This is a genomic window from Microcystis flos-aquae FACHB-1344, from assembly GCF_014698375.1.
GTDB classification, from domain to species: domain Bacteria; phylum Cyanobacteriota; class Cyanobacteriia; order Cyanobacteriales; family Microcystaceae; genus Microcystis; species Microcystis aeruginosa.
Genome location: NZ_JACJSW010000198.1, coordinates 13,547 through 35,714, shown reverse-complemented (window position 1 = coordinate 35,714; position 22,168 = coordinate 13,547). Strand labels below are relative to the sequence as shown.

At 42.0% G+C, this 22,168-nt stretch carries 25 protein-coding genes; 17 read left to right on the top strand and 8 right to left on the bottom strand.

The annotated features are described in order from the left end of the window. Positions 1-275 precede the first annotated feature (275 nt). The 12 genes from H6G48_RS20315 to H6G48_RS20265 all read left to right on the top strand — a co-directional run bounded on the left by H6G48_RS20315 (position 276) and on the right by H6G48_RS20265 (position 8,182). Positions 276-710: a hypothetical protein gene (locus H6G48_RS20315; RefSeq protein WP_242034710.1), complete on the top strand. Its 435-nt coding sequence runs from the start codon at positions 276-278 to the stop codon at positions 708-710. Positions 711-717: 7 nt separating this feature from the next. Then, positions 718-918, top strand: coding sequence for a hypothetical protein (locus H6G48_RS26535; RefSeq protein WP_242034709.1), 201 nt, complete (start codon positions 718-720; stop codon positions 916-918). Then, positions 906-1,178: a hypothetical protein gene (locus H6G48_RS26530; protein ID WP_242034708.1), complete on the top strand. Its 273-nt coding sequence runs from the start codon at positions 906-908 to the stop codon at positions 1,176-1,178. Before H6G48_RS26535 ends, H6G48_RS26530 begins: the two co-directional genes overlap by 13 nt. 174 nt (positions 1,179-1,352) lie before the next feature. Then, positions 1,353-1,700 (top strand): NADH-quinone oxidoreductase subunit K, encoded by a 348-nt coding sequence (locus H6G48_RS20305; RefSeq protein ID WP_002796737.1) that lies wholly within the window; start codon positions 1,353-1,355, stop codon positions 1,698-1,700. After that, positions 1,697-3,133, top strand: coding sequence for a cation:proton antiporter (locus tag H6G48_RS20300; protein ID WP_190722996.1), 1,437 nt, complete (start codon positions 1,697-1,699; stop codon positions 3,131-3,133). The genes H6G48_RS20305 and H6G48_RS20300 overlap by 4 nt, the downstream gene beginning before the upstream one ends. Further along, positions 3,130-3,513: a Na+/H+ antiporter subunit E gene (locus H6G48_RS20295; RefSeq protein ID WP_147068671.1), complete on the top strand. Its 384-nt coding sequence runs from the start codon at positions 3,130-3,132 to the stop codon at positions 3,511-3,513. The genes H6G48_RS20300 and H6G48_RS20295 overlap by 4 nt, the downstream gene beginning before the upstream one ends. Then, positions 3,510-3,761 carry a hypothetical protein gene (locus H6G48_RS20290; protein ID WP_002771873.1) on the top strand — a complete coding sequence of 84 codons (252 nt, stop codon included), beginning with the start codon at positions 3,510-3,512 and terminating at the stop codon, positions 3,759-3,761. Before H6G48_RS20295 ends, H6G48_RS20290 begins: the two co-directional genes overlap by 4 nt. Beyond that, positions 3,758-4,027 (top strand): monovalent cation/H(+) antiporter subunit G, encoded by a 270-nt coding sequence (locus H6G48_RS20285; RefSeq protein WP_045358951.1) that lies wholly within the window; start codon positions 3,758-3,760, stop codon positions 4,025-4,027. The genes H6G48_RS20290 and H6G48_RS20285 overlap by 4 nt, the downstream gene beginning before the upstream one ends. Positions 4,028-4,035: 8 nt before the next feature. Beyond that, positions 4,036-4,578: a DUF4040 domain-containing protein gene (locus H6G48_RS20280; protein ID WP_104396121.1), complete on the top strand. Its 543-nt coding sequence runs from the start codon at positions 4,036-4,038 to the stop codon at positions 4,576-4,578. Continuing rightward, positions 4,578-5,240, top strand: coding sequence for a Na(+)/H(+) antiporter subunit B (locus H6G48_RS20275; RefSeq protein ID WP_190722995.1), 663 nt, complete (start codon positions 4,578-4,580; stop codon positions 5,238-5,240). Before H6G48_RS20280 ends, H6G48_RS20275 begins: the two co-directional genes overlap by 1 nt. 163 nt (positions 5,241-5,403) lie before the next feature. Then, complete coding sequence (locus H6G48_RS20270) at positions 5,404-7,503, top strand: DEAD/DEAH box helicase (RefSeq protein WP_190722994.1); 2,100 nt, start codon at positions 5,404-5,406, stop codon at positions 7,501-7,503. A 7-nt stretch (positions 7,504-7,510) separates the two neighbouring features. Next, positions 7,511-8,182, top strand: a complete 672-nt coding sequence (locus tag H6G48_RS20265) for a DUF2290 domain-containing protein (protein ID WP_190722993.1) — start codon at positions 7,511-7,513, stop codon at positions 8,180-8,182. A gap of 189 nt (positions 8,183-8,371) precedes the next feature. Here the strand turns inward: H6G48_RS20265 and H6G48_RS20260 are convergent, their stop codons facing one another. Then, positions 8,372-10,543: an EF-hand domain-containing protein gene (locus H6G48_RS20260; protein WP_190722992.1), complete on the bottom strand. Its 2,172-nt coding sequence runs from the start codon at positions 10,541-10,543 to the stop codon at positions 8,372-8,374. A 293-nt stretch (positions 10,544-10,836) separates the two neighbouring features. Here H6G48_RS20260 and lepB point away from each other — a divergent pair, with 293 nt between their 5' ends. Next, the gene (gene lepB, locus H6G48_RS20255) at positions 10,837-11,439 is read left to right on the top strand and encodes a signal peptidase I (RefSeq protein WP_147068668.1); all 603 of its coding nucleotides are present in this window, start codon (positions 10,837-10,839) and stop codon (positions 11,437-11,439) included. Positions 11,440-11,711: 272 nt separating this feature from the next. On the opposite strand, the gene H6G48_RS20250 is transcribed toward lepB, so the two are convergent. The 3 genes from H6G48_RS20250 to H6G48_RS20240 all read right to left on the bottom strand — a co-directional run bounded on the left by H6G48_RS20250 (position 11,712) and on the right by H6G48_RS20240 (position 15,538). Then, complete coding sequence (locus tag H6G48_RS20250) at positions 11,712-12,683, bottom strand: ribose-phosphate pyrophosphokinase (protein WP_190359357.1); 972 nt, start codon at positions 12,681-12,683, stop codon at positions 11,712-11,714. Between the two features lie 204 nt (positions 12,684-12,887). Then, the gene (gene typA / locus H6G48_RS20245) at positions 12,888-14,681 is read right to left on the bottom strand and encodes a translational GTPase TypA (RefSeq protein WP_002796752.1); all 1,794 of its coding nucleotides are present in this window, start codon (positions 14,679-14,681) and stop codon (positions 12,888-12,890) included. Between the two features lie 152 nt (positions 14,682-14,833). After that, positions 14,834-15,538 carry a DUF1997 domain-containing protein gene (locus H6G48_RS20240; protein ID WP_190722991.1) on the bottom strand — a complete coding sequence of 235 codons (705 nt, stop codon included), beginning with the start codon at positions 15,536-15,538 and terminating at the stop codon, positions 14,834-14,836. A 123-nt stretch (positions 15,539-15,661) separates the two neighbouring features. On the opposite strand from H6G48_RS20240, the gene H6G48_RS20235 reads away from it, so the two are divergent. Continuing rightward, complete coding sequence (locus tag H6G48_RS20235; protein WP_190722990.1) at positions 15,662-16,321, top strand: SDR family oxidoreductase; 660 nt, start codon at positions 15,662-15,664, stop codon at positions 16,319-16,321. Positions 16,322-16,445: 124 nt separating this feature from the next. Here the strand turns inward: H6G48_RS20235 and H6G48_RS20230 are convergent, their stop codons facing one another. Next, positions 16,446-17,009 carry a Uma2 family endonuclease gene (locus H6G48_RS20230; protein WP_190722989.1) on the bottom strand — a complete coding sequence of 188 codons (564 nt, stop codon included), beginning with the start codon at positions 17,007-17,009 and terminating at the stop codon, positions 16,446-16,448. Positions 17,010-17,030: 21 nt separating this feature from the next. On the opposite strand from H6G48_RS20230, the gene H6G48_RS20225 reads away from it, so the two are divergent. Continuing rightward, the gene (locus H6G48_RS20225; protein WP_190722988.1) at positions 17,031-17,231 is read left to right on the top strand and encodes an ATP-binding protein; all 201 of its coding nucleotides are present in this window, start codon (positions 17,031-17,033) and stop codon (positions 17,229-17,231) included. A gap of 54 nt (positions 17,232-17,285) precedes the next feature. Here H6G48_RS20225 and H6G48_RS20220 read toward each other — a convergent pair whose 3' ends face one another. From H6G48_RS20220 to H6G48_RS20210, 3 genes are all read right to left on the bottom strand, one after another. Further along, positions 17,286-17,588 carry a hypothetical protein gene (locus H6G48_RS20220; RefSeq protein WP_190722987.1) on the bottom strand — a complete coding sequence of 101 codons (303 nt, stop codon included), beginning with the start codon at positions 17,586-17,588 and terminating at the stop codon, positions 17,286-17,288. 170 nt (positions 17,589-17,758) lie between these two features. Further along, the gene (locus tag H6G48_RS20215; protein WP_002758477.1) at positions 17,759-18,451 is read right to left on the bottom strand and encodes a response regulator transcription factor; all 693 of its coding nucleotides are present in this window, start codon (positions 18,449-18,451) and stop codon (positions 17,759-17,761) included. Continuing rightward, complete coding sequence (locus H6G48_RS20210) at positions 18,426-19,685, bottom strand: RNA-guided endonuclease InsQ/TnpB family protein (RefSeq protein ID WP_190722986.1); 1,260 nt, start codon at positions 19,683-19,685, stop codon at positions 18,426-18,428. Before H6G48_RS20210 ends, H6G48_RS20215 begins: the two co-directional genes overlap by 26 nt. A gap of 242 nt (positions 19,686-19,927) precedes the next feature. Between H6G48_RS20210 and H6G48_RS20205 the strand changes: the two genes are divergently transcribed. Together H6G48_RS20205 and psb27 are read left to right on the top strand one after the other, a co-directional pair. After that, entirely contained in the window at positions 19,928-21,292 is a 1,365-nt protein-coding gene (locus H6G48_RS20205) for a sensor histidine kinase (RefSeq protein WP_190722985.1), read from the top strand. A gap of 378 nt (positions 21,293-21,670) precedes the next feature. After that, entirely contained in the window at positions 21,671-22,072 is a 402-nt protein-coding gene (gene psb27 / locus H6G48_RS20200; RefSeq protein ID WP_043998990.1) for a photosystem II protein Psb27, read from the top strand. Positions 22,073-22,168: the final 96 nt, after the last annotated feature.

The following is a 22,168-nucleotide window of genomic DNA, read 5'->3' as shown; positions in this document are numbered from 1 at the left end:
CATTTTCAGGCGTGCGCTTAAGTCTCTCATGCTGACGATACTTTTATCCAGTGCAAAACCTATCCAACAGGACACAAAAGTAAATGTACTTAATGCGGGATAGTCATTTTTGGGGAGTGGCTTGAGAAGCTCTTTCATTAGTTTTGGGAAAATTGTTAGCATGGCTTATTCACATTTATTGGTGTATATTTACTTTGTTTTCTTATCTATAATATCAAATTTTGTACGACTTTTTTCCCCGTTCAACACTTCTGGGTTTTATCGAGTTAATTCGAGTGAAGAAAATACTGTTAGATGCTTTGTTAAAATCAACAGATAAATCCGCTCAATATAATCGTATTTGCTTCGGTATTACCATACTCTCAGAGATAATAATAGAAAAATATATTGGCTATTTTCCCCACAAATCCCTAGAATCTTTTAAGATGATCGCCAAGGCTTTTTTAAATGATCCTAGCTTGCAACCAGAGAAAAAAATTCAGTTTAACCAAGTTTTAATCTCTTTAAAGCATAGGGCTATGGCTATCCTCTGGCAAATACAAGAATACGAAAATCAAGAAACTAAACCTCTCAATTGGACAGACTTTTATACGTCGAATAAATCCGATACTGATCAAGTGCAGAAACAAAAAAATCAGCCAGCGATCGCATGGGCAAAATCTCGCTTAGAACAGTTAGAAAATCTGAGAAAAGTTAAGGGATGGGATTAAAAGAGTGATGGTAATTCTGGACTCTAACATTTTAAGCTTATTAGTAACCCCGATCGGTGAAGACTGGCCAGAAGATCAAAAGTTATGTACAGAAGTTTATCAATGTACCGAATGGTTTTATCGTCTGCTGGCAAGAGGAGCTTGTCTGACTTCATCTGATCTATGTGATTATGAGGTTAGACGAGAAGTAAAAGCGTGCAAGAATTAGATAAGTTAAGGAATGTAATTGAGTTTCAGAAAGTCAGTTTTATTTTACTACAAAAAGCCGCTGATCTTTGGGCTGAGTTGAGAGCAACAGGTCAACCAAACAAAGTTAAAGAAAATATTGATATAGATTGTATCCTATCGGCTCAATGGTCTCTACTCAAAGAAAAATATCCCAGTCGTCGGGTTATTATTGCCAGCAAAAATATCAAAGATTTCCAAAACATTACTGATTGCCCCCTCTGGCAAGATATACACTATTAAAGCGAAACCGCTTGCTTTTGTTTTTTTTTCAATCATACTTATAGATCCAAGGCAATCTATTTGCCGCCCGAAAATTCGCCAATAATCTTGAGAATTTTTTGATCAATTGGGACTCGATCGAGGATAATTAGAAAAAGTATTTTGACTCATAACCAAATCTAATCAAGAAGCCCAGTGACGATTCCCCTGCTAGAGTTGTTTGTATTCGCCACCGTTTTGTGCGGATTTTTAGGAACATTCCTGAAAAAAAACTTAATCATGAAGATTATCGCCATGGATGTCATGAGTACGGGCGTTATCGCCTACTATGTGGTGATTTCTTCCCGTGACGGTTTATTTACTCCCATCCTCGGTACAGTTAAACAGCAAAATTACGCCGATCCTGTACCCCAAGCAGTGATTTTAACAGCGATCGTCATCGGTTTTTCCATTCAGGCGTTAATGCTGGTGGGAGTGATGAAATTAGCCAAAGATAACCCCACCCTCGACAGCAGTGAGATAGAAAAAAATAACACACCATGAATACTTTAACGATCGCTTGGATAAGTTTACCCTTTTTGATCGGCTTTATCATCTATTTATTGCCGCGATTAGACAAATATCTGGCTCTCGCCACCACTATTATCTCTCTCGCCTATTCTCTCCTTCTATTTAGCCAATCCTCCCCCATAACCCTTAACCTACTGGATAATTATGGCGTGAAACTGGTAGCCGATCAGTTAAGTGCCTATTTTATCCTCACTAATGCCCTGGTGACGATGGCAGTTATTTTTTATAGCTGGGAAAGTAGCAAAACCGCCTTTTTTTACGCCCAAGCTATCATTCTCCACGGCAGCATTAATTCTGTCTTCGTCTGTGAGGATTTTATTAGCGTTTACGTTGCCCTAGAGGTAATTAGTATTGCCGCTTTTCTGATGATTGCCTATCCTCGCAGCGATCGCTCTCTCTGGGTTGCCCTGCGTTATCTGTTTATCAGCAATGTGGCGATGTTATTTTACCTTATTGGCGCAGTTTTAGTCTATAAAGCCAATAATTCCTTTGCTTTTGCTGGTTTAAAGGACGCACCTCCCGAAGCCTTGGCTTTAATCTTCATGGGATTATTAGTCAAAGGGGGAATCTTTGTCTCGGGGTTATGGCTACCGATGACACACTCGGAATCGGAAACCTCCGTCTCGGCGCTGATGTCGGGGGTGGTGGTAAAAGCTGGCATTTTTCCCCTCCTGCGCTGTGCTTTAATCCTAGACGATTTAGATGTCCTAATTCGGCTTTTCGGGGTGCTAACGGCGATTTTTGGCGTGTCATACGCAGTGTTTGAAAAGGATAGCAAGCGGATGTTAGCCTTCCATACTATTTCCCAGTTAGGTTTTATTTTAGCCGCCCCGGTAGTCAGTGGTTTTTATACCCTTACCCACGGTTTAGTTAAATCTTGCCTATTTCTGTTAGCGGGAGTTTTACCCAGTCGCAATTTTAAAGAATTACAGCAACAATCGCTCCCTAATTCTCTCTGGATTGCCCTAGTGGTTGCTAGTTTTTCTATCTCTGGATTCCCCCTATTATCCGGTTTTGGGGCGAAAGCGTTAACGATGAAAAATTTAGTACCCTGGCAAGAGATTATGATCAATCTTGTGGCGGTGGGGACAGCGATTTCCTTTGCTAAATTTATCTTTTTACCCCATGCAGGGGGCGAAAGTAAACAGAAGCTAACTATCGGTTTCTGGACAGCAATCATTCTGCTGCTTGCCGCCCTATTTTTATCCAATGCCGTCTATGTTGAAGCTTATAATCTCCCCAATATTATCAAAGCTTTAGCCGTCATCGGTGCCGGGTGGTGGTTATATCTGGCAGTTTTCAAAAAGTTATCCCTAAAATTATCGCGAGCTTGGGAACAATTTGATAATCTCATCGGTATGATGAGTATAATGTTAGTTTTATTATTTTGGATGGTCTTAGCATGATCGGACATATAATTCTGCGTTTAACTATGTGGTTTTTGCTCACCGCTAATTTTACCCCCGCTAATATTATGATCGGGGTGGCTATTGCTTTTCTTTTACCCCGTAATTTCGCCTCTAGCGAAACTTTAGGCGATTGGTTAAAGGTAATAATTAAAGTCTTTCTGGCTATTCCCCAAGCTTATAAGGAAGCGTTTGAAATTATCTTTCGTCCCCACAAGGAAGAAGAAATTATTTTAGAGAGAATTTCGGGTAAACGTTCACCCAGATTGGCTTTTTGGGATATATTTCTCATTACCTTTACCCCGAAAACTATCGTCACCGAATACAAGGAAAATGAGGGTTATGAAGTTCATGTAATTAAACGGAGTTCCCAGGGATGAATATTGTTCTCATTGCCATGATTGTCGCCCTATTAATTCCCCTTTATGAAGTGGCAAGAAATGATGACATCTGGCAAAAAATGGCCGCCTTTGCCAGTGCTTCCAGTAAATCATCGATTATTATTCTAGTGGTGTCAGTTCTGCGGGATGATTGGATGATTGGAGTGGTAGCAGTGATTATTCTCAGTGTCGGTAATGCTGGTTTTATGTTATTAGCACAAATTCTTAAACGATTGAACGAATCATGATTGACATTTTGAGTTATATCTGCATCGCTATCGGAGTTTTTTTCTGGTTTTGGGGAACGGCGCATCTTTTAGACAAGCGCTCGGTATTATATAAATTACATGGTCTATCTGTCGCTGATACTTTGGGTTCCATGGCGATTATTTTCGGGCTACTTTTGAAAGTTCCCCAAAATTGGCCTTTATTATTATTGGCAATAATTTCCCTGGCAATTTGGAACACCATGTTAGGCTACGTTTTAGCTTATACTTCTAGCGATCGAGAGTAAAATTAAAGATGAATGAAAGTTATCTCTATGTTATTGTTGCCCTCTTGCCTTTAACTGCGGCGATGGTGATGTTACAATCTAATCCCTACCAAGCTCTAGTAATTCGCGGGGTTTTAGGGGCAATAGCAGCCTTAGTCTATGCTTTATTAGGGGCAGCAGATGTATCTTTAACCGAAGCTTTGATGGGAACCATGTTAGCTGTAACTCTCTACGCGGTGGCGATTCGTTCCTCTTTAGTGATGCGTTTAGGAGTAATTGCGGAGGAAAACGATACAGTTTTAGAACAGTTAAAAACTCAACTACAAACGGTTTTAAGTAAACGTTTTATGCGTTTAGAATTAGTTGCCTACAGTGATAAACAAGCTTTGCAACAGGCACTTAGGGATAAAGATATTCATGCCGTCTGTATCCGTCAAGACAATCCAGAAACTATCCCCTACGAAACCACAATTAGATTACCCTATCTCTACGATATTTTTAAAAATGAATTAACGGCAGCCAACACGATTTTAACCTGTATTGAAACCCCCAAATTAGAGGAGAAACACTAATGAAATGGATTTATACTCTAGCCGCCATTGCCTTCGCTGTCAAAATGGTAATTATTCCCAATACTGCTTCCTCTGTATCATCCTTAGAAATTGTTGAATCCCTGGTGCGCGACGGTGGTGTTCCTAATGCGGTTTCGGTGGTTATTTTTCGTAATCGTCTCTACGATACCATCTATGAAGTGGTGGTTTTTACCATTGCCATTATGGGGGCAAATTTTCTTTTAGCCACCGAAAAACCCGCCAGTAAAATCCATCAATTTACCGACCAACCTTCAATTATTTTAGCCCGTTTAGGGGCAACAATTACCGCTTTAGTGGGCATTGAATTAGCTATCCGCGGACATTTAAGTCCGGGGGGAGGTTTTGCCGCCGGAGTCGCCGGAGGTACGGCAATTGGTTTAATAGCAATTACCTCGTCTCCCGAATGGATGCAAGCAATTTATCGCCGTTGGCAAGCGGCAACATGGGAGAAAATTTCCGTCTTAGTTTTTATTGTTTTAGCCGTCATTACTCTCTCAGGATTTGAGTTACCCCACGGGGAATTAGGAGCGCTATTTAGTGGCGGCATTTTACCGATACTAAATATTTTAGTCGCCGTTAAAGTAGCTTTAGGTTCCTGGGCAGTAATCCTCGTTTTTATCCGCTATCGCGGTTTATTGTGAGAGGTTAATATCTATATCTATAGCTTTAGGTCAAAACTGGGGATTAACCGATAATCATAACATGACTTGATGGTTGAAAAAATGCTATAGTAATTTTGTTGCCCTCCTCAAGAATCAATAGGCATCTAATGATTCTGCTAAAAGAACTCCCGAGGTAAAAATTATGGTTAACGTTATTCGCGGTTCTTCAGCTAAACCTGTATCTTCTCAAAGATTAGCTAAATATTTTGAGGAAAGAACAGATATAGAGGGAACATTGTATATCGGCTATCCTATTATTGGAACTCCCCAAGGAGGATATCAAATTGATGCTCTATTAGTCTCTCGTCAGCAAGGGGTTATTATTTTTAATATTGATGAGGGAAAAAATTATGATTTGGATATTGAAGGCACTCAAGACGAGAGCATAACCAAGTTAGAAGCAAAACTGCTGTCTTATAAAGAGCTTGTTCAAAAAAGAAAGCTAATAGTTAACATTTCTGTAGCCACCTATGCACCGATTTGGAATAATTATCCAGAAGGAATTAACCCAGAGGAATATCCTGTTCTTATTAAAGATAAAGATCTTGATGATTTTATCAAGAAATGTCAAGGCAATGATTCTGAATATTTCGAGAAAGTCAACTCAGTTATACAAGCTGTTACAACCATTAGAAAAAAAGACGCTCGCAGTTATGTTGTTAAACGAGATTCTAGGGGAGCAAAGTTAAAAAAATTAGAAGATTCTATCGCTAATCTTGATGAAACTCAAAATAAGGCTGTTTTAGAAACCACTAAAGGTGTACAAAGAATTAGAGGTTTAGCAGGTTCGGGAAAAACAATTGTCTTAGCGCTGAAAGTAGCTTATCTTCATGCAACTCATCCCGATTGGAATATTGCTGTTACCTTCTATACACGCTCGTTAAAGGATCAATACAAAGATTTAATTACTCGGTTTAGTTATGAGCATAAAAATTCCGAACCAGACTGGGAAAAAGTAAAAATTATTCACGCTTGGGGAAGTCCTGAGATAGAAGGAATTTATTATGAGCTATGTAAACGACATAATATTGAATATTTAGATTTTAGTCAAGCAAACAACCTAACATATTTGTTGAATGAAGACCCTTTTGAGTTTGTCTGTCAAAAAGCCTTCCGAGAGATTAAAAAATTTCATCAATATTATGATCTTATTTTAATTGATGAAGCTCAAGATTTTCCTCAAGACTTCTTAAGACTCTGCTATGAAATCTTGAAAGATGATAAACGTTTAGTTTATGCCTATGATGAGTTGCAAAGCTTAAATAGTAAAGTCATGCATTCTCCCGAAGTTATTTTTGGAAATGATAATCATGGTAATCCTAGAGTTAAATTGGAGAATTTACCCAGCGAACCCCAACAAGATGTGGTTTTAAATACTTGTTACAGAAATTCTCGTCCTATTCTGTCCTCTGCTCATGCTCTAGGTTTTGGAGTTTATTATCCACAGGGACTAATTCAAATGTTTGATAATCGTCAATTATGGCAAGATATTGGTTATGAGGTTGAAGAAGGAGAATTAAAATCAGGAGAATTTGTTAAACTGATTAGAACCCCCAAAACCAGTCCTAAATTCCTTGAAGAACATTCTTCTATCGATGATATTATCAACTTTAAATCTTTCGATAACAATCAGGAGCAATTTGAATGGCTAGTGGAACAAATTGCCAAGAATCTCAAGGAAGATGAATTAAGATGCCAAGATATTATGGTTATCCATCCAATACCTAAAAATGCTCGCAACGTTTTTGGAAAAGCTAGAGAAATGTTATTTACAAAAAATATTAATTCTCATTTAGCAGGTAGCACATCTTCTCCCGATGAGTTTTTTCAAGAAAACTCGATTGCTTTTACACAGATTTATCGTGCAAAAGGCAATGAAGCGGCAATGGTTTATTTCATTAACGCTCAAGAATGTTTATCTGGTTCACAAATTGCTAGTAACCGCAATATTTTATTTACAGCGATGACTAGAAGTAAAGCTTGGTTAAGAGTTATTGGTTATGGAGCAAATATGCAAGCTTTAGAGAGGGAATTTCAGGAAATTAAATCGAGAAATTTTGCTCTTGAGTTTACCTATCCAACCCCCGAAGAACTTCAACAAATGAAGAAGGTTTATCGAGATACTCTTAATACCAAGAGATATAAAAATGACAGGGAAAAGCAAGAATTAATTGCCAAGTTAAAAAGTATAGAATTTTCATCAGATGAAAAAAACGAAATTATCAAAATATTCCAAGAATAGTTAAGAAATGCTTAATGTTCAGAATATCTTTAAAGATGTTAAAAATTTAACGGCTAAATTGATAGAAGTAGGATTATCAAGTCAGCAGAACTTTCCGACTTTGAATAAATTGAGTCAAAATATTTCTGAGATTAGCTATGCCAATAGTTCCGACTTATCCATTGCCCTAAAAAATGTTGCCTATCAAGATATTTATGATGAGCTTGATCGCGGTAAGAATTATAATATTAAAATGATTGATGGAGCCTTGATTCAATTACTTTATCGCTTCCAAGGATCGCAGTTATTATCCCATAGACTAGCTTTCTTCTCATCCCCTTATTTAGAATCTTTTCAAAATGAGCCAGAACTATATGAAGAAGATGAGATATTTGCCGATATTATCGACAAAAATATTGTAGCTGTACCGATTAGATTTGATTACGATCCTGATAATTTTCAAGAGATTCATCACCCCAGATGTCATCTCACCCTAAGACAATTCAAAAACTGCCGAATTCCAGTGTCCTCCCCTTTAACACCCAGCATATTTATTGCTTTTATCCTTCGTAACTTTTACAATACAGCCTATCATCTATATTCCGAGCAGATCAATTTTAACAATCAGCGATTTCCAGAAACCATAACTGAAATAGAAACAAATATACTACATTTTGCCATTAAATCTCCCTCTCTATAGTCCCTATCGGATTTACCCTCATACAGTTCAGCAAAACCTCGAAATTTTTTCTTAAAAAAGCTTGACAAAAGCCCTCAACTTGACTTATACTTTCTAGTATAATGGGAATCCGTGCCTGCCTGCGAACAGCTATTTTTTAAAAGAAAAAAAGGAGTCAGGGAAAATAAAGACTCCTTAACTGAAGACAGTTTATTTGTGGAATTGGTGCAGTAGGTTGCGAAATTCTGGAAAACTAATCTGATGATCGCGACTTGTATCGGCCTGGTGTAACATAGCTTCGATTTCCTTGTCTGTCACCCCCGGTTCGATCGCCTGAAGACAAGCTTTTAACTCCTCAAGGCTAATTTGTCCCGAACCATCACTATCGAATAGCTGGAATCTTTCCAATAAAATTCTTTCCTGTTGATCACGATCGCTGTCACTACTAAAAGATAGACGATCAAAGACATGAAAAGCGCGGGCGATATTTTGCCATAATTGACGGGACAGAGGACGATGGAGAATCGTTTCCTCCTCCTGACCGGTAACTCCGTACTCCCGACGCAAAGACTCGACAGTTTCCGTTTCCGAGGCCGGCAATTCCGTCAATAAATGCTTGATCGCCTCCCTGGAACTCTTACCGGTTAACACTTGCAGCAATTCTGACCCCACCCGGCGATCGGGGTCTTTTTTCCAAGTCACCAACAAACTTTCCAACAAAGCATCGCGGTAACTCTGCAAACGCAACCAATCCTCGCGACTATACTGCTTGTCCGGATCGAGAAGTTCGGCCGATTCCACACCCAACTCCGTTAGAATTGCCTGATGTTCGGCCTCGGTAATCGTCAACTCTAAGCGCATTTGTTCTAGGATTTCGAGGCTGTGGCCGAAGTCAGTATATCCCTCCTCCAAAGCCTCTTTTAACAAGGCTTTATAGGCTTTTAAACACTTCTGGTGGCTGAAATCCGGCAGTATCTTGGCCAATACATACACCTCATCCGCGTCCAAAGCTGACAGCGATCGCCGATCAAGATATTTAGCCGTATCGAGACCCAGTTTACCCAACTGTTTACGCAATCTTCCTGCGAGTCCTTCTCGTTGGTAACGGCCCGGCTCCCTTGTCCAAGTGCGATATAACCATAAACTACTCAAAACAGCCGGTAAAATATCAGCGAAATAATACCAAAATTTTGGCAAAAGATTAATAAAAGGACGACCAGCGAAAATAAAGAAGAAATTGAAAATCAGAAAAGTTCCGACAGTAAAGACGCGGTGACGGATAATTTCGGTCGGTAAGGGCGACTTTTTGCGGATTCTATAGACTTTATAGGCATTTTCAACTTTTTTACCGAGAAAGTAACCCAAAAAAGTGCAGATTGCCAAAGTTAAGGGGACAGCTACCAGCTTCGGAATCGCAATTGCCTGACCAGCAAGATAAAAACCCGGTTGAAAGAGGGATTCTAGTTGATTTTCTTCGTGCGCCCAAGCTCCAGAGAAATAATAGTCCCAATTGCCAGCATAGAGATAATAATAGATAGCATAGCCAAAAACTAAGCCAAAATAACCGTAATAAAGCCATTGGCGATCTCTGTTAGTAATCCCATCCCAATAGGATCTTTCCGCATCGATATCGATACAGGGACTCTGACAGGCAACACAGGCACTTTGTTCGCTACCATCTTCCCGGACAATACGACACATAGATTGAGTAATCCCACCGCGACTGTCTTCGTGAGCGGTACTATTTAGTAAACCCCTCGGTTCACCGTAAATCCTTTCCACTGGACTCATGGGACAGAAATAGTTACACCAAGATTTGCCCCCATACCAATAACCCACAAAGATCGCCCCTAGAATAGTAAAGATTAAAAAGCTGCCTAAGACTAAGCGATCGGAATTATCAAAGAGAATCCGTCCGCATAAACCCAAAAATAACAGACTTAATTGTAGATAGAGATAATTACGGGCTAAAAAAGAGTTTTTCGGCACTTTATAGATTTCATAGCGGACTTTCCCCGATTTATCGGTGTATTTTTTCTGACGCTGTTTACCCAAAGCGCGCGGTATTTGAGAAAGAAAGGATAAAGGACAGATACGCCGCCAGAGTTCGTGACCGAATACTAATAAGATAAAAATGCTACTAGGAACCACTATTCCCCAAAAAATCGGCGCAGCTAACTGATAGGAGGATTGGGGTAGGCAAACTCCCTGGACTTTAATGCACACATTGCGAGCAACTCTCAGGGGACTAGCAAGATTATTAGGATCGGTTAATTGTGCCGAAATCGGGTCAAAAAACAGAGAAAATATCAGAATTAACCAAGCGATGGTAACAACCCATCGCAGATAGTGCATTGATCGTTCGGGAATTTGTGCAAACATAGGTCTAAGTAGTGACGGAGAAGAGACTTTTAAGGGAGATTAGGGGTTCAATCCTCGAATTTAACGTTTTTCCTCTAATAGCGGCGAAAAACTTGCCTTTTTGAGGGACTGCATTGCCTTTTTCTACCCCCGAGGAAATTCCCCTTCAGGCAGCAGGATGCGGCGTTGACAAATTAACAGTGATCCAGTATATGTGGGAAAATTGTCTTAAAATATTATCTACGCTGCTACTATCACTAGACTAGAACATTAAAGAGCGTATTGGCTTAATCCTTCTCAAAAGTTTAAATTCTATGGCTGAAAGCTTGAACCATAAATCCGAAAAACCCTCTCCTCCTCCCGTCCCCCAAGAAAACCCTTGGCTAGAAGCAGTTAAAACCATTGTCACGGCTGGAATTTTGGCTTTTGGCATCCGCACTTTTGTGGCCGAGGCCCGTTATATTCCCTCTTCTTCCATGGAACCCACTCTCCAGATTAACGATCGCCTAATTATCGAGAAAGTTAGCTATCATTTTCAGAAGCCAGAACGGGGTGATATAGTGGTTTTTAGTCCGACAGCCGCCCTGAAAGCTCAAAATTTTCATGATGCTTTTATTAAACGGGTGATTGGACTGCCGGGGGATAAGGTGGAAGTCAAAAACGGTCTAGTTCACGTCAACGGTAAAGTTTTAGCGGAAAAGTATATCGCCGAAGAACCTAATTATACTTTCGGACCGGTGACAGTTCCCCCCGATCAATATTTGGTTTTGGGCGATAATCGCAATAATAGTTATGATTCCCACGCTTGGGGCTTCGTTCCCCGGGAAAACTTAATCGGTCGCGCCGTGGTGCGTTTTTGGCCCTTCAATCGTCTGGGAGGACTTGACAACCCCGACGCTGCCACAAATCAGAATTAATGTCAACAAAATAAATAGGGTTTGCGGCAAAAAGTACGGGCGAAGCATTCGGATAGAAAATCTACGGTTTCACCGATAGGTTATTGCCCGAATGCTTCGCCCCTACAGGACGCGGGCTGATGAAGACGCAAGGTTTTGAAGCACGATTCTCTCAAAATCTTGCACCTGTTTCACGAGAAAAGCCACAAAACCCTTACCTTGCCTACATTTCACATTTATTCAGCAAGCCCTAAATATAAAAATTCCCCCTAGTTTTAGGGGGATTCGTCCGTCTATTTGAACATATTACTCACGGAATTGTCCTCATGGATGCGCCATATGGCCTCCCCCAGAATCGGGGCAACCGGCAAGACTTTCAGTTGCGGGAAAAAATGTTCTTGGGGGACGGGAATCGTGTTAGTAACGATCACTTCCTCGACTATGCCACTGGATAAACGCTCGATCGCCGGACCAGAAAAAACCGGATGGGTGGCACAAGCATAAACCTGTCGCGCCCCCTTGGCTTTCAGTAACTGCGCCCCTTGAGCGATCGTACCAGCCGTATCGATCATATCATCGACTAAAACCGCCGTTTTATCCTTAACATCACCGATCAAGTTCATCACTTCCGCCACATTATGGGTTTGCCGGCGTTTATCAATAATTGCTAGGGGAGCATCACTGAGTTTTTTGGCAAAAGCCCGCGCCCTAGCCACCCCACCCACATCGGGAGAAACCACGACGATATCGGGTAATTTTTTACTGAGAAGATAGTCCACCACCACTGGGGAACCGTAAACGTGATCGAAGGGAATATCGAAATAACCTTGAATTTGGGACGAATGCAAATCCATGGCCAACACGCGACTTGCCCCCGCTTCCGTGATCAGATTAGCCACCAGTTTAGCGGCGATCGATTCCCGGCCGGCGGTTTTGCGATCGGCGCGAGCATAACCATAATAGGGAATTACGGCGGTAATTTGTCGGGCAGAAGCACGACGACAGGCATCAATCATGATCAACAATTCCATCAAATGATCGTTGACGGGATTGCAACAGGGTTGAATTAAATAGACATCACAGCCCCGGATCGATTCCTGAATCTGGATGTACAATTCACCATCGGCGAAACGTTTACGAATCATCGGCCCCACATCCATACCCAGATAACGGGCCACCTCTTGGGCGAGAGATACATTAGCGGATCCCGAAAAGAGACGCAGACGATTGCTGTCCGACGCGGCGGGAAACATCGGATGTCGCATCAAAGTAGCAGAATAGCTCACAGCAGATTCTTTACCCTCAAACTCAAGGCACTTTTTTCTATCATCTCAGTTTTGTTGAAAATCTGAGTGGATTTCTTTGTTAGATCTCAATCTTAACCAATTACCGATCATCTTCGAGCCATTGCTGCCCCTTTTAGCAGCAACGGCCATGGCAAAATTGCCGCCGGATTTTGTCAAAACCGATTAACGTTTGGCTAACTTTTTCACCGGTAATTTACGCAGACGGATCGATTTCGGGGTAATTTCCACCAACTCATCTGGTCCAATGTATTCGAGGGCGCGTTCGAGACTCATATCCACGGGGGATTGTAACTGAACCAATTCATCCCCGGTGGCGGAACGATGGTTAGTTAACTGTTTAGTTTTGCAGATATTGATCTCCACGTCCTGGGGCCGGTTGCTTTCGCCGATAATCATGTTTTTATACACTTTTGTCCCCGGAGTAATAAAAAATACTCCCCGGTCCTCGGCGTTTTTGAGGGCGTAGAAAGTGGCGACTCCTTCCTCAAAGGCAGTAATCACGCCATTGTAACGGGTGGCCAATTCCCCAGAGAAAGGACGATATTCGAGAAAACTATGGTTCATAATCCCCTCACCGCGACTCAGACGGATAAATTCGCCCCGGAAACCGATTAAACCTCGGGCCGGAATCACGAATTCCAATTGAGTACGGCCATTGCTGCCCGTCTGCATATCCTGCATTTCCCCTTTCCGTTGGCCGAGACGTTCGATACTGGAACCCACCGCTTCTTCGGGTACATCTAAAACGAGGTATTCGTAGGGTTCGCAGGGTTGACCGTTAATTTCGCGATAGATAACCTGCGGCTGCGATACTTGGAATTCGTAGCCTTCCCGACGCATGGTTTCGATGAGAATACCTAAATGCAGTTCTCCCCGTCCCGAAACTAGGAATTTCTCGGCAGAATCACTTTCTTCCACCCGTAGGGCGACGTTAGTTTCTAATTCTCGCATCAGACGATCGCGAATTTGCCGCGAGGTGACAAAAGTGCCTTCCTGACCGGCAAAGGGAGAATCGTTCACCGAGAAGGTCATTTGTAGGGTCGGTTCATCGACTTTAATTAGGGGTAAAGCTTGCGGGTCATCGGCTAAAGTTACGGTTTCCCCGATGTTAGCGTCGGCAAAACCAGCCACAGCAACGATATTACCGGCGCTGGCCTCGTTTAGTTCCACCCGTTTGAGGCCCTCAAAACCAAGAAGTTTTGTTATTTTACCCTTGACAACCGCGCCCGTATCCTTTACTAAAGCTGCCTGTTGACCAGCTTTAATTACGCCGTTATGGATGCGGCCGATAACGATGCGTCCTAAGTATTCCGAGTAATCGAGGGTGGTTACTTGCAGCTGTAGGGGTTTGTTAACGTCCCCGGCCGGTGGTGGAACGTGGTGTAAAATCGCTTCAAAGAGGGGCTGCATATCTTTGTCTTCGTCTTCGAGGCTTTCTTTGGCGAATCCTTGCATCCCGGAAGCGAACAGAGTAGTAAAATCACATTGGTCGTCATCGGCACCCAGTTCCACAAACAGATCGAAAACTTTGTCCACGGCTAGGTTAGGATCGACGTTAGGGCGATCGATTTTATTGACCACGACAATCGGTCTTAATCCCTTTTCTAGGGCTTTTTTCAGCACAAAACGGGTTTGGGGCATCGGCCCCTCGTTAGCATCGACAATCAGGATACAACCGTCCACCATACCTAAAACCCGTTCCACTTCGCCACCAAAGTCGGCGTGACCGGGAGTATCGACGATGTTAATCAGGGTGTCTTGGTAACGAACGGCGGTGTTTTTGGCCAGAATGGTGATACCGCGTTCTCTTTCGAGGTCATTGGAATCCATGACGCAGGTGGGTACATCTTCCCCTTCTCGAAAGATTCCCGACTGTTTGAGGAGTGCATCGACGAGGGTGGTTTTCCCGTGGTCAACGTGAGCAATGATAGCAACGTTACGGATAGGCAGAGACATAAAATATTGAAGTAGTCTTAGGTTTATTTTTACAAGTAAACATTTCTTAATAATTCTAGCTTAGACTGACCAGCACCGTTAGCAAATCTTTATTTTTCCTTGCTTTCCCATCAGCAAGCTCTACTGCTTACTGTTGACAGACCCCCCAAACCCTAGGCAAGTAACCCACCCTCACAGGAGTCGAGACGATAGAAAAGACGACTGGAGGCAGGGGGTAGGGGTAAATTGAAGCTAGAGTGAAAATCCTCTTGAACTTTGTAGGTTAAGCGGGGGGAAACTTGGCGAACAATTTGCGTCAACAGTTTATCACCGGTTTTTTGGAGAATGGGACGGGGAATCTTATAAATAAACTTGGGAAACTTAACCATAACATCCATACGCAGTTCCCAGGTGACTTGGGTGATAACCGCCGGAATATCCCGTCCCTGTTGCCGAAAAATTGCCTCAATTTCCTGACTAGGAGAAGATAGCGGCATTTCCTCTAGTTTCATAATTGCCTGATAATCCACTAGATAGCCTAAAAACGGTTGATCGGGAATGGGAACACTGCGAGTATGATAGACTCCATTGACCGGCAGATCGAGAACCACAGCGATTTTCGGCTCCAGTTCATAGCCAAAAGCTCCATATTTACCGATGGTGATAATATAACCATTGTCACCGAAGGGCAGAGTTTTCATCGGTTCGGCACAACGACAAAACCAACCTTCGTGAGCGCCCAGATAATCGGCAACCTTGTCCTGATTGCTATACATATCCATACATCCGGCAAAATGGGTTTGAAAACCGAGAAATTGATTGTCTTCTTTGACTTCTACAGATTCGCGAGCTAGGGAGTTAATGGGGGGACGCTGCATGACTTAAAACCTGGAAAATGATAGTGCTAGAAACAGTTGGGGATTAACTGCCAAAGGATCGGGGAAATTTGTAGAATTGAGATTAGTGTAACGTATTGTTAAAAACTATTAGGTCAAGAAGCGATGAAAGCATTTGTAGCAGGAGCCACGGGGGAAACGGGACGGCGAATCGTTGCCCAATTAGTCGAACGTCAGATTCCCGTCCGCGCTTTGGTGAGAAACCCAGAGAAAGCGGCGGAAATTTTGCCAGCAGGGGTGGAAATCGTCGTCGGAGATGTCCAACAGGCCGATAAGTTAGAGGCACTAATCGCTGATTGTAGCGTTTTGCTATGCGCCACGGGAGCCAGACCGAGTTTTAATCCCACGGAACCTTTGTTAGTGGACTACTTGGGAACTAAAAATCTCATCGATGCCGCAAAAAAGAAAGGAATCGAGCATTTTGTTCTCGTTACTTCCCTCTGTGTATCTAACTTTTTCCATCCCCTCAATCTCTTTTGGTTAATTTTATTCTGGAAAAAACAAGCGGAGGACTATTTAATCAATAGTGGACTAACCTACACGATTGTGCGACCCGGAGGCCTCAAAAACGATGATAATCTTAATGCCATTAAAATGTCATCCGCCGATACCCTTTCTGAGGGCAATATTCCCCGCACAAAAGTGGCTTCCGTTTGCGTAGAATCCCTATTTTATCCCGCCGCTAACAATAAAATTATCGAAATTGTTGCCCCCTCAGACGCACCCAATCTCGATTGGCCTCAATTGTTTCAAAGTGTCACCTAAACAGTAATCAGTAATCAGTGATCAGTAATCAGTAATCAGCAAACAGTAATCAGTGAAATGATAACCCAAATGTGGAAACTAAAAACTCATATCTGATAACTGGTAACTGATAACTGATAATCCGTTAACCTCTTAACCAGTCAAATAATTGACCGAGGGTGATTTGAAAATTCGTAGCAAAAGCGGGGACGGGTAAAAGAGCATTTTCTGATTCAAAAATAGCGATAGTTCGATCACTAAAATAAACAAAGATAATTTCTTCTTCTGGATCGATTAACCAACCCATTTGAGTGCCGTGATCTAGACAATAAAGAATATTTTTAACAACTTTAGTCTGATTTTGATCTGGAGAGAGAATTTCAATTAACCAGTCAGGAGCGATCGCAAAATTATTTAATACTTTTCCCTCGCCATCGCGGGGAATATTTTCCCAGAGAAAAACTGAAACATCAGGAACTAGAGAACGACTGCCAAAAGTACAACGCAATTCAGGATAGGCACGGGCAATTCGTTGGGGTTTTAGACTGGCGTTAATAGCCGGAACCAAATCACCTTGAATAGTGCTATGTTTACCTTGGGGCATTGGTTTAGGAATAATTTGACCGTCAATAAATTCCTTGGGGGGTTTAGTTTCTGGTAATTGTAGAAATTCCCTTAGTGTCAGGGAATTATTAACAGTGACAACCATAAAATTTTTTTATTGATCGCTATGATCGTTAATTTTAACGCAATTTCTCCAAGCAGAAAAGATCAAAAACAGTTATATAAAAATGTCCGTCACATCGCCGGGACAGGGTTGGGTTTGGTGGTAGTGCAGAAATGCGTGGAACTACACGGTAGCTCGATCGAAATTGCTAGTATCCCCGGTAATGGAACCACTGTCACGATTCTATTACCGAAAGTGGCCTGAAAAAAATCGGAGCGAGAATGATTCTCAATCAGGGGAAAACTTCCGGGGAAGAAATTAGGAAACACCACCCAGACGGGCGTATTCTAAAATTGACTGGCTAAGAGCATCGCGATCATCGCGGGTGAGATAATAATTCCGGCCGCCGATATCATTGAGAAATCGCAGTAGGGCAAGACAAGCGGACTCTAGATCCGCCCGGTGTCGGGCAGCCGCTAAAGCTTGTTCAGAGGTGGCATAAACTAGGCAATCGCTAATTCCTTCGCTGCCATCCACTCGCCAACATTGAAAAGAATAACCCTGCATTTCTGCGCTCAATTCAATCTGCCAACCGTGATAGTCAAATCGCGTGTAAATCATGTCAAGCAGCCCCGTTTAGGAGAGGAGAGTCACAGGTTTGACCGCTCTGATTGTCTAGAAGCCCTGCACCTGTCTAACTTTCTAATTTAACGGGTGATTATGGAAACCCTCTGCAAACTTCGTGCAGATTTCGTGCAGAAATGATTTTGTCCACTGTCCCAAGGCAGATATTACTTTAAACGATAACCAAGACCGTGAACGGTTTCAATAAAGTCTTCCGGCGCACCGAGGGATTTTAGCTTGTGACGAAGACCGCGAATATGGGAAGTAACGGTTTCCTCGGCCGGAGAATCGTCCAAAGACCAAACTCGCTCAATAATACCTGATCGACTTAAGACCCGGCGCCCATGGGTAACAAGTAATTCTAAGAGAGCGAATTCCTTGGGGGTGAGGGAAAGAAGTTGACCGTTATAACTGGCCTCGTGGGTACTGGGATTTAACTGCAACCCCCCCCAAGATAATAAAACACTGCTGGTGCTGCTGCCACGTCGGATCAAGGCCCGAATCCGCGCCATTAATTCGCCCAAATCGAAGGGTTTAGTGACATAATCATCGGCCCCTGCGTCTAATCCGTCGATTTTATCGATTACCGTATCCCTTGCGGTTAATAATAGGACGGGAACGGTGGCATTAGCAGAGACGGGATGATGGGATTCCGCTCGTCGCAGACGTTGACAGAGCAAAGTTCCGCTTAATTTTGGCAGGGTGACATCGAGAACTAAAAGGTCATATTTGCCTAATTCTAGCCAATTCCAGCCTTCTTCTCCGTCTCTAGCCACATCGACAACGTATTGTCGCTCGCTCAATGCCTCTCGCAAAATCTCGGCTAGTTGCATATCATCTTCTACTACTAAAATTCGCATGGTCTAGACTTGACACTCCCGCCGTTAAGCTGACGCTGTGACGGGGGATTCTTGATTCACCCCAAACCCGCTTTTCGGTACAAGTACCAACGAGTCTTACAGTTTCTCCCCAAGCTTGAAATTCCGACTGTCCATCGGTATTTGTTGACAGTATTCTCATACCTTCTTCCCTTACATTCTTGGCGGCGTTTTCATCTCTATCGTGCTGCGTCTTACATTCTGGACAAATCCATTCACGAATACTGAGAGTCAATAAATCATTTTTAAATCCACAGCAAGAACAGAGTTTTGTACTCGGATAAAACCTGTCAACTTCTACAAGTTTTCCTCCCTCTCTTTTTAGCTTGTAGTCCAAGAAATTAAGCAACATACCAAAACCAGCGTCATGTATTGATTTGGCTAATTTAGTCCTTGCTAACCCTTTAATATTCAGATTCTCGGCTACAACGATTTGGTTTTCATCGCATAACTTTCTGGAGAGTTTATGAAGAAAATCCTGTCTAGTATTTGCTATCTTTTCGTGAACCTTGGCTACCTCCTTAATGGCTTTTTGGCGATTATTAGACCCCTTGGCTTTACGAGACAATGCTTGTTGTCTCCGCTTTAAACGTTTAGCATATTTTCTGGTAGGTTTGATTGGGTCAATCTTGTAGGTTGTTTCACCATCAAAAACCGTAACTAAAGAAGATAAACCTAGGTCTATCCCTGATATTTTTAGTTTTTCAATGGTTGTTGAGTCATCCATCTCAAACAAGATGGCAGCCAAATATTTATCTGTACTGGTTTTAGAAACAGTTACGGATTTAATCTTACCATTTATTACTTGAGAAATCTTAGCTTTTACAACCCCTAATTTAGGTAGCTTAATTCCCTTATTTCTAATTGAACAACTTTCAGGATAACGGATTGATTGTTTTTTGTGCTTACTTTTAAATTTAGGGAATTTTGTTCTTTTTGAGAAGAAGTTCTTAAAAGCAGATTCTAAGTTTTTCAATGATTGCTGCAAGGTAGCGGCAGTAGCCTCAGCTAACCATTCAAAATCCAGCTGTTTCTTGAGTTTGGTAAGGTCTTTTGCCATGTCACAGTAGGTCATTCCTTTACCAGTCTCTAGGTACTGATTGTTAGTTTTATTTAAGTAGTAATTCCCAACAAAACGGACGCAACCAAAGTTTTTAGCTAAGGCTAGTTCCTGTTTTTTGTTTGGGTATATTCTCACTTTTAAAACATTTAACATCAGCCTGACCCCATCTGTGCTATCTTTTCAGTATAACACTTCCGCTTAAATATGTCAAGCTCATACATACCTTAAGAATCAAGCCTTTCCTTATTAGGAAACGCTGTCGCGTTAGTTTAGATTCTGGGGGCAATTCATCTCCCGTTAATTTCTGGTATATTTTTAATTAAGGAGAAATTTAACGGGAGTCCTCTTGCTCCATTTAGATAGAGTAAGCTGGAAATAGCGTCGGTTAACTCCTGATGAATTGGCTCAAACAAGGAAAATGGATCGCGGGAGGTTTCGGGCTAACTGTCTTATTGATGGGAACTATTAGCCTAGTTTCCTATCGCAATACCCTCGCCCTGCGTCAGCGCGCTGCCGAGGTGGAAGTTACCTACGAGATCATCGATAATCTCAGTAATCTTTACGCTAACATGGCGGTGGCCGAATCGGGAAGACGGGGTTATATCACAACTGGCAGCCCTAGGGAATTAAGCCGTCATCATCGGGCGATCGCTTTGATGCAATCTAACTGGCAACTCCTGGCTAAACAATTAGAAAACGGCACAGATTTCGAGCGGGAAATGGTGACTCAGATCGGGGATTTAATGTATCGGCGAATTGCTCTATTTAATCAATCGATCGCCACCTATAAATCCGATCGATCCGATGATATTTCTCAAGATGCAATCACGGTTAAAAGTGTCGAAGTCCGGGATAAGTTTCAAAATCTTCTTACCTATTTACAAGCTAGTCAGAAAAGGAATTTAAGAAGTAGCATCGCTAGTTCTAGGGATAGTATCAGCGAAAATTCTCTTTTGGGCTTACTGGGAACTTTTATCAGTTTTGGGATTATTTGCGGAGTTTATCTTTTAGTTTTTTGGCAAGAGAAACGGCGACAAAAAAGTGATGAAATTCACCGGTTATTACTACAGGAAAAAGAACTTTCCGATCTAAAAATTCAGCTTTTTTCTATGATATCCCATGAGTTCCGAACTCCTTTAACCGTGATTCTTTCCGCCTCGCAGTTATTAGAAAATGGTTTAAAAGATGCAGATAAGTCGAGCAGAAAAAACCTATATAGAATCCAGTCTTCTGTCAAGCTAATGAATCAATTCTTAACAGATATTTTGATTTTAACAAGGGCAGAATCTGGGAATCTCAGTTGTCAGTTAGAGCCGCTCGATATTGAAGCTTTTTGTTTAAATTTAGTCGAAGATTTTCAATTTATCAATAAAAATAATACCCCGATTAAATTTGTCAGTCAGGGATTGATGATCCGTCCTTATCTAGATGAGAAACTGCTCTACTCGATTTTAAGTAATTTACTCTTAAATGCGATTAAATATTCCCCCACAGGAGCAGGGATTAGTTTGATTTTGTGGAAAGATAGCGATCGCATTGTTTTTCAAGTCCGGGATCACGGGATCGGCATTGCCGAGGAAGATAGAGGTAAGATATATGAACCCTTTTATCGGGGTCAGAATGTGGAAAATATTATCGGCACGGGATTGGGGTTAGCAGTGGTTAAAAAATGCGTCGAACTCCACCGCGGCGAAATCGCCCTAGATAGCCAAGTGGATAAGGGAACAAGCTTTACCGTCAAACTGCCCATTTCACCCTAGTTCCAGCTTGAGCGGTCTAAAGATGACAAAATGTAACTTTCTTTCTTTCGAAACCGGACGAAAGCAACGAAGAATTTTTATCGCAGCTGGAATTAGTCCAGAATCAACTCACTCCGGGTTGATGGCATCGAAATTTTAGGCAAAAATAGGGCTTTTACCGCCCAAAAAGCCTATATTTTGGCTATTTACCCCCAGTTGACCCCTGACTAATCGAAATTTTAGGCAAAAATAGGGCTTTTACCGCCCAAAAAGCCTATATTTTGGCTATTTACCCCCAGTTGACCCCTGATTTTTGCAGCCAGTTAACTCTCCTGGGGAACTGGTCACGGTTTCCTGATAGGATAAGGTGACTTGGGATTAACTTATGGTGTTGAAAATATGTCTCTAAAACCTTACATTTCTCGCTTATTAGCTTTGGTTCTCGTCCTGGTCATCGGATTGATGGGTTGTTCTAGTAGTTCGCGGTTAACCGGCAATTATGGACAGGATACCCTGACGGTGATTGAAACTTTAACCACAGCCCTTGATTTAGTCAAAGATGACCCGAATAAAGCGGCAGTTGAGTCGCAAGCAAAGGAACAAATCAACGATTACATCTCCCTCTACCGACGAGATAAAAAATCCGGGGGTTTGCGTTCTTTCACTACTATGCAAACAGCCTTAAACTCTCTAGCTGGTTATTATACCGCCTACGGTTCCCGTCCCATCCCCGACAAACTCAAACAACGTTTAAAACAAGAATTTAAACAGGTGCAATTCTCTCTCCAGAAAGGAATTTAGATACAGATTAGGGGTTGGGTGTTAGGGTTTTAGGGGGTTAGGGTTTTGGGGTATTAGTTGAAATCCCCCCATCTCCCCACACCCCACACCCCACAC

Bases quoted from the DNA above. Each gene is read 5' to 3' on its own strand.
- H6G48_RS20240 (WP_190722991.1), bottom strand. From the start codon at position 15,538: ATGCAGCGTCCCCCCATTAACTCCCTAGCTCGCGAATCTGTAGAAGTC.
- H6G48_RS20215 (WP_002758477.1), bottom strand. From the start codon at position 18,451: ATGCGAATTTTAGTAGTAGAAGATGATATGCAACTAGCCGAGATTTTG.
- H6G48_RS20230 (WP_190722989.1), bottom strand. From the start codon at position 17,009: ATGGTTGTCACTGTTAATAATTCCCTGACACTAAGGGAATTTCTACAA.
- lepB (WP_147068668.1), top strand. From the start codon at position 10,837: ATGGCTGAAAGCTTGAACCATAAATCCGAAAAACCCTCTCCTCCTCCC.
- H6G48_RS20280 (WP_104396121.1), top strand. From the start codon at position 4,036: ATGAATGAAAGTTATCTCTATGTTATTGTTGCCCTCTTGCCTTTAACT.
- psb27 (WP_043998990.1), top strand. From the start codon at position 21,671: ATGTCTCTAAAACCTTACATTTCTCGCTTATTAGCTTTGGTTCTCGTC.
- H6G48_RS26535 (WP_242034709.1), top strand. From the start codon at position 718: ATGGTAATTCTGGACTCTAACATTTTAAGCTTATTAGTAACCCCGATC.
- typA (WP_002796752.1), bottom strand. From the start codon at position 14,681: ATGTCTCTGCCTATCCGTAACGTTGCTATCATTGCTCACGTTGACCAC.
- H6G48_RS20235 (WP_190722990.1), top strand. From the start codon at position 15,662: ATGAAAGCATTTGTAGCAGGAGCCACGGGGGAAACGGGACGGCGAATC.
- H6G48_RS20260 (WP_190722992.1), bottom strand. From the start codon at position 10,543: ATGTTTGCACAAATTCCCGAACGATCAATGCACTATCTGCGATGGGTT.
- H6G48_RS20290 (WP_002771873.1), top strand. From the start codon at position 3,510: ATGAATATTGTTCTCATTGCCATGATTGTCGCCCTATTAATTCCCCTT.
- H6G48_RS20295 (WP_147068671.1), top strand. From the start codon at position 3,130: ATGATCGGACATATAATTCTGCGTTTAACTATGTGGTTTTTGCTCACC.
- H6G48_RS20205 (WP_190722985.1), top strand. From the start codon at position 19,928: ATGAATTGGCTCAAACAAGGAAAATGGATCGCGGGAGGTTTCGGGCTA.
- H6G48_RS20210 (WP_190722986.1), bottom strand. From the start codon at position 19,685: ATGTTAAATGTTTTAAAAGTGAGAATATACCCAAACAAAAAACAGGAA.
- H6G48_RS20270 (WP_190722994.1), top strand. From the start codon at position 5,404: ATGGTTAACGTTATTCGCGGTTCTTCAGCTAAACCTGTATCTTCTCAA.
- H6G48_RS20275 (WP_190722995.1), top strand. From the start codon at position 4,578: ATGAAATGGATTTATACTCTAGCCGCCATTGCCTTCGCTGTCAAAATG.
- H6G48_RS20265 (WP_190722993.1), top strand. From the start codon at position 7,511: ATGCTTAATGTTCAGAATATCTTTAAAGATGTTAAAAATTTAACGGCT.
- H6G48_RS20220 (WP_190722987.1), bottom strand. From the start codon at position 17,588: ATGATTTACACGCGATTTGACTATCACGGTTGGCAGATTGAATTGAGC.
- H6G48_RS20225 (WP_190722988.1), top strand. From the start codon at position 17,031: ATGATCGTTAATTTTAACGCAATTTCTCCAAGCAGAAAAGATCAAAAA.
- H6G48_RS20285 (WP_045358951.1), top strand. From the start codon at position 3,758: ATGATTGACATTTTGAGTTATATCTGCATCGCTATCGGAGTTTTTTTC.
- H6G48_RS20250 (WP_190359357.1), bottom strand. From the start codon at position 12,683: ATGCGACATCCGATGTTTCCCGCCGCGTCGGACAGCAATCGTCTGCGT.
- H6G48_RS20300 (WP_190722996.1), top strand. From the start codon at position 1,697: ATGAATACTTTAACGATCGCTTGGATAAGTTTACCCTTTTTGATCGGC.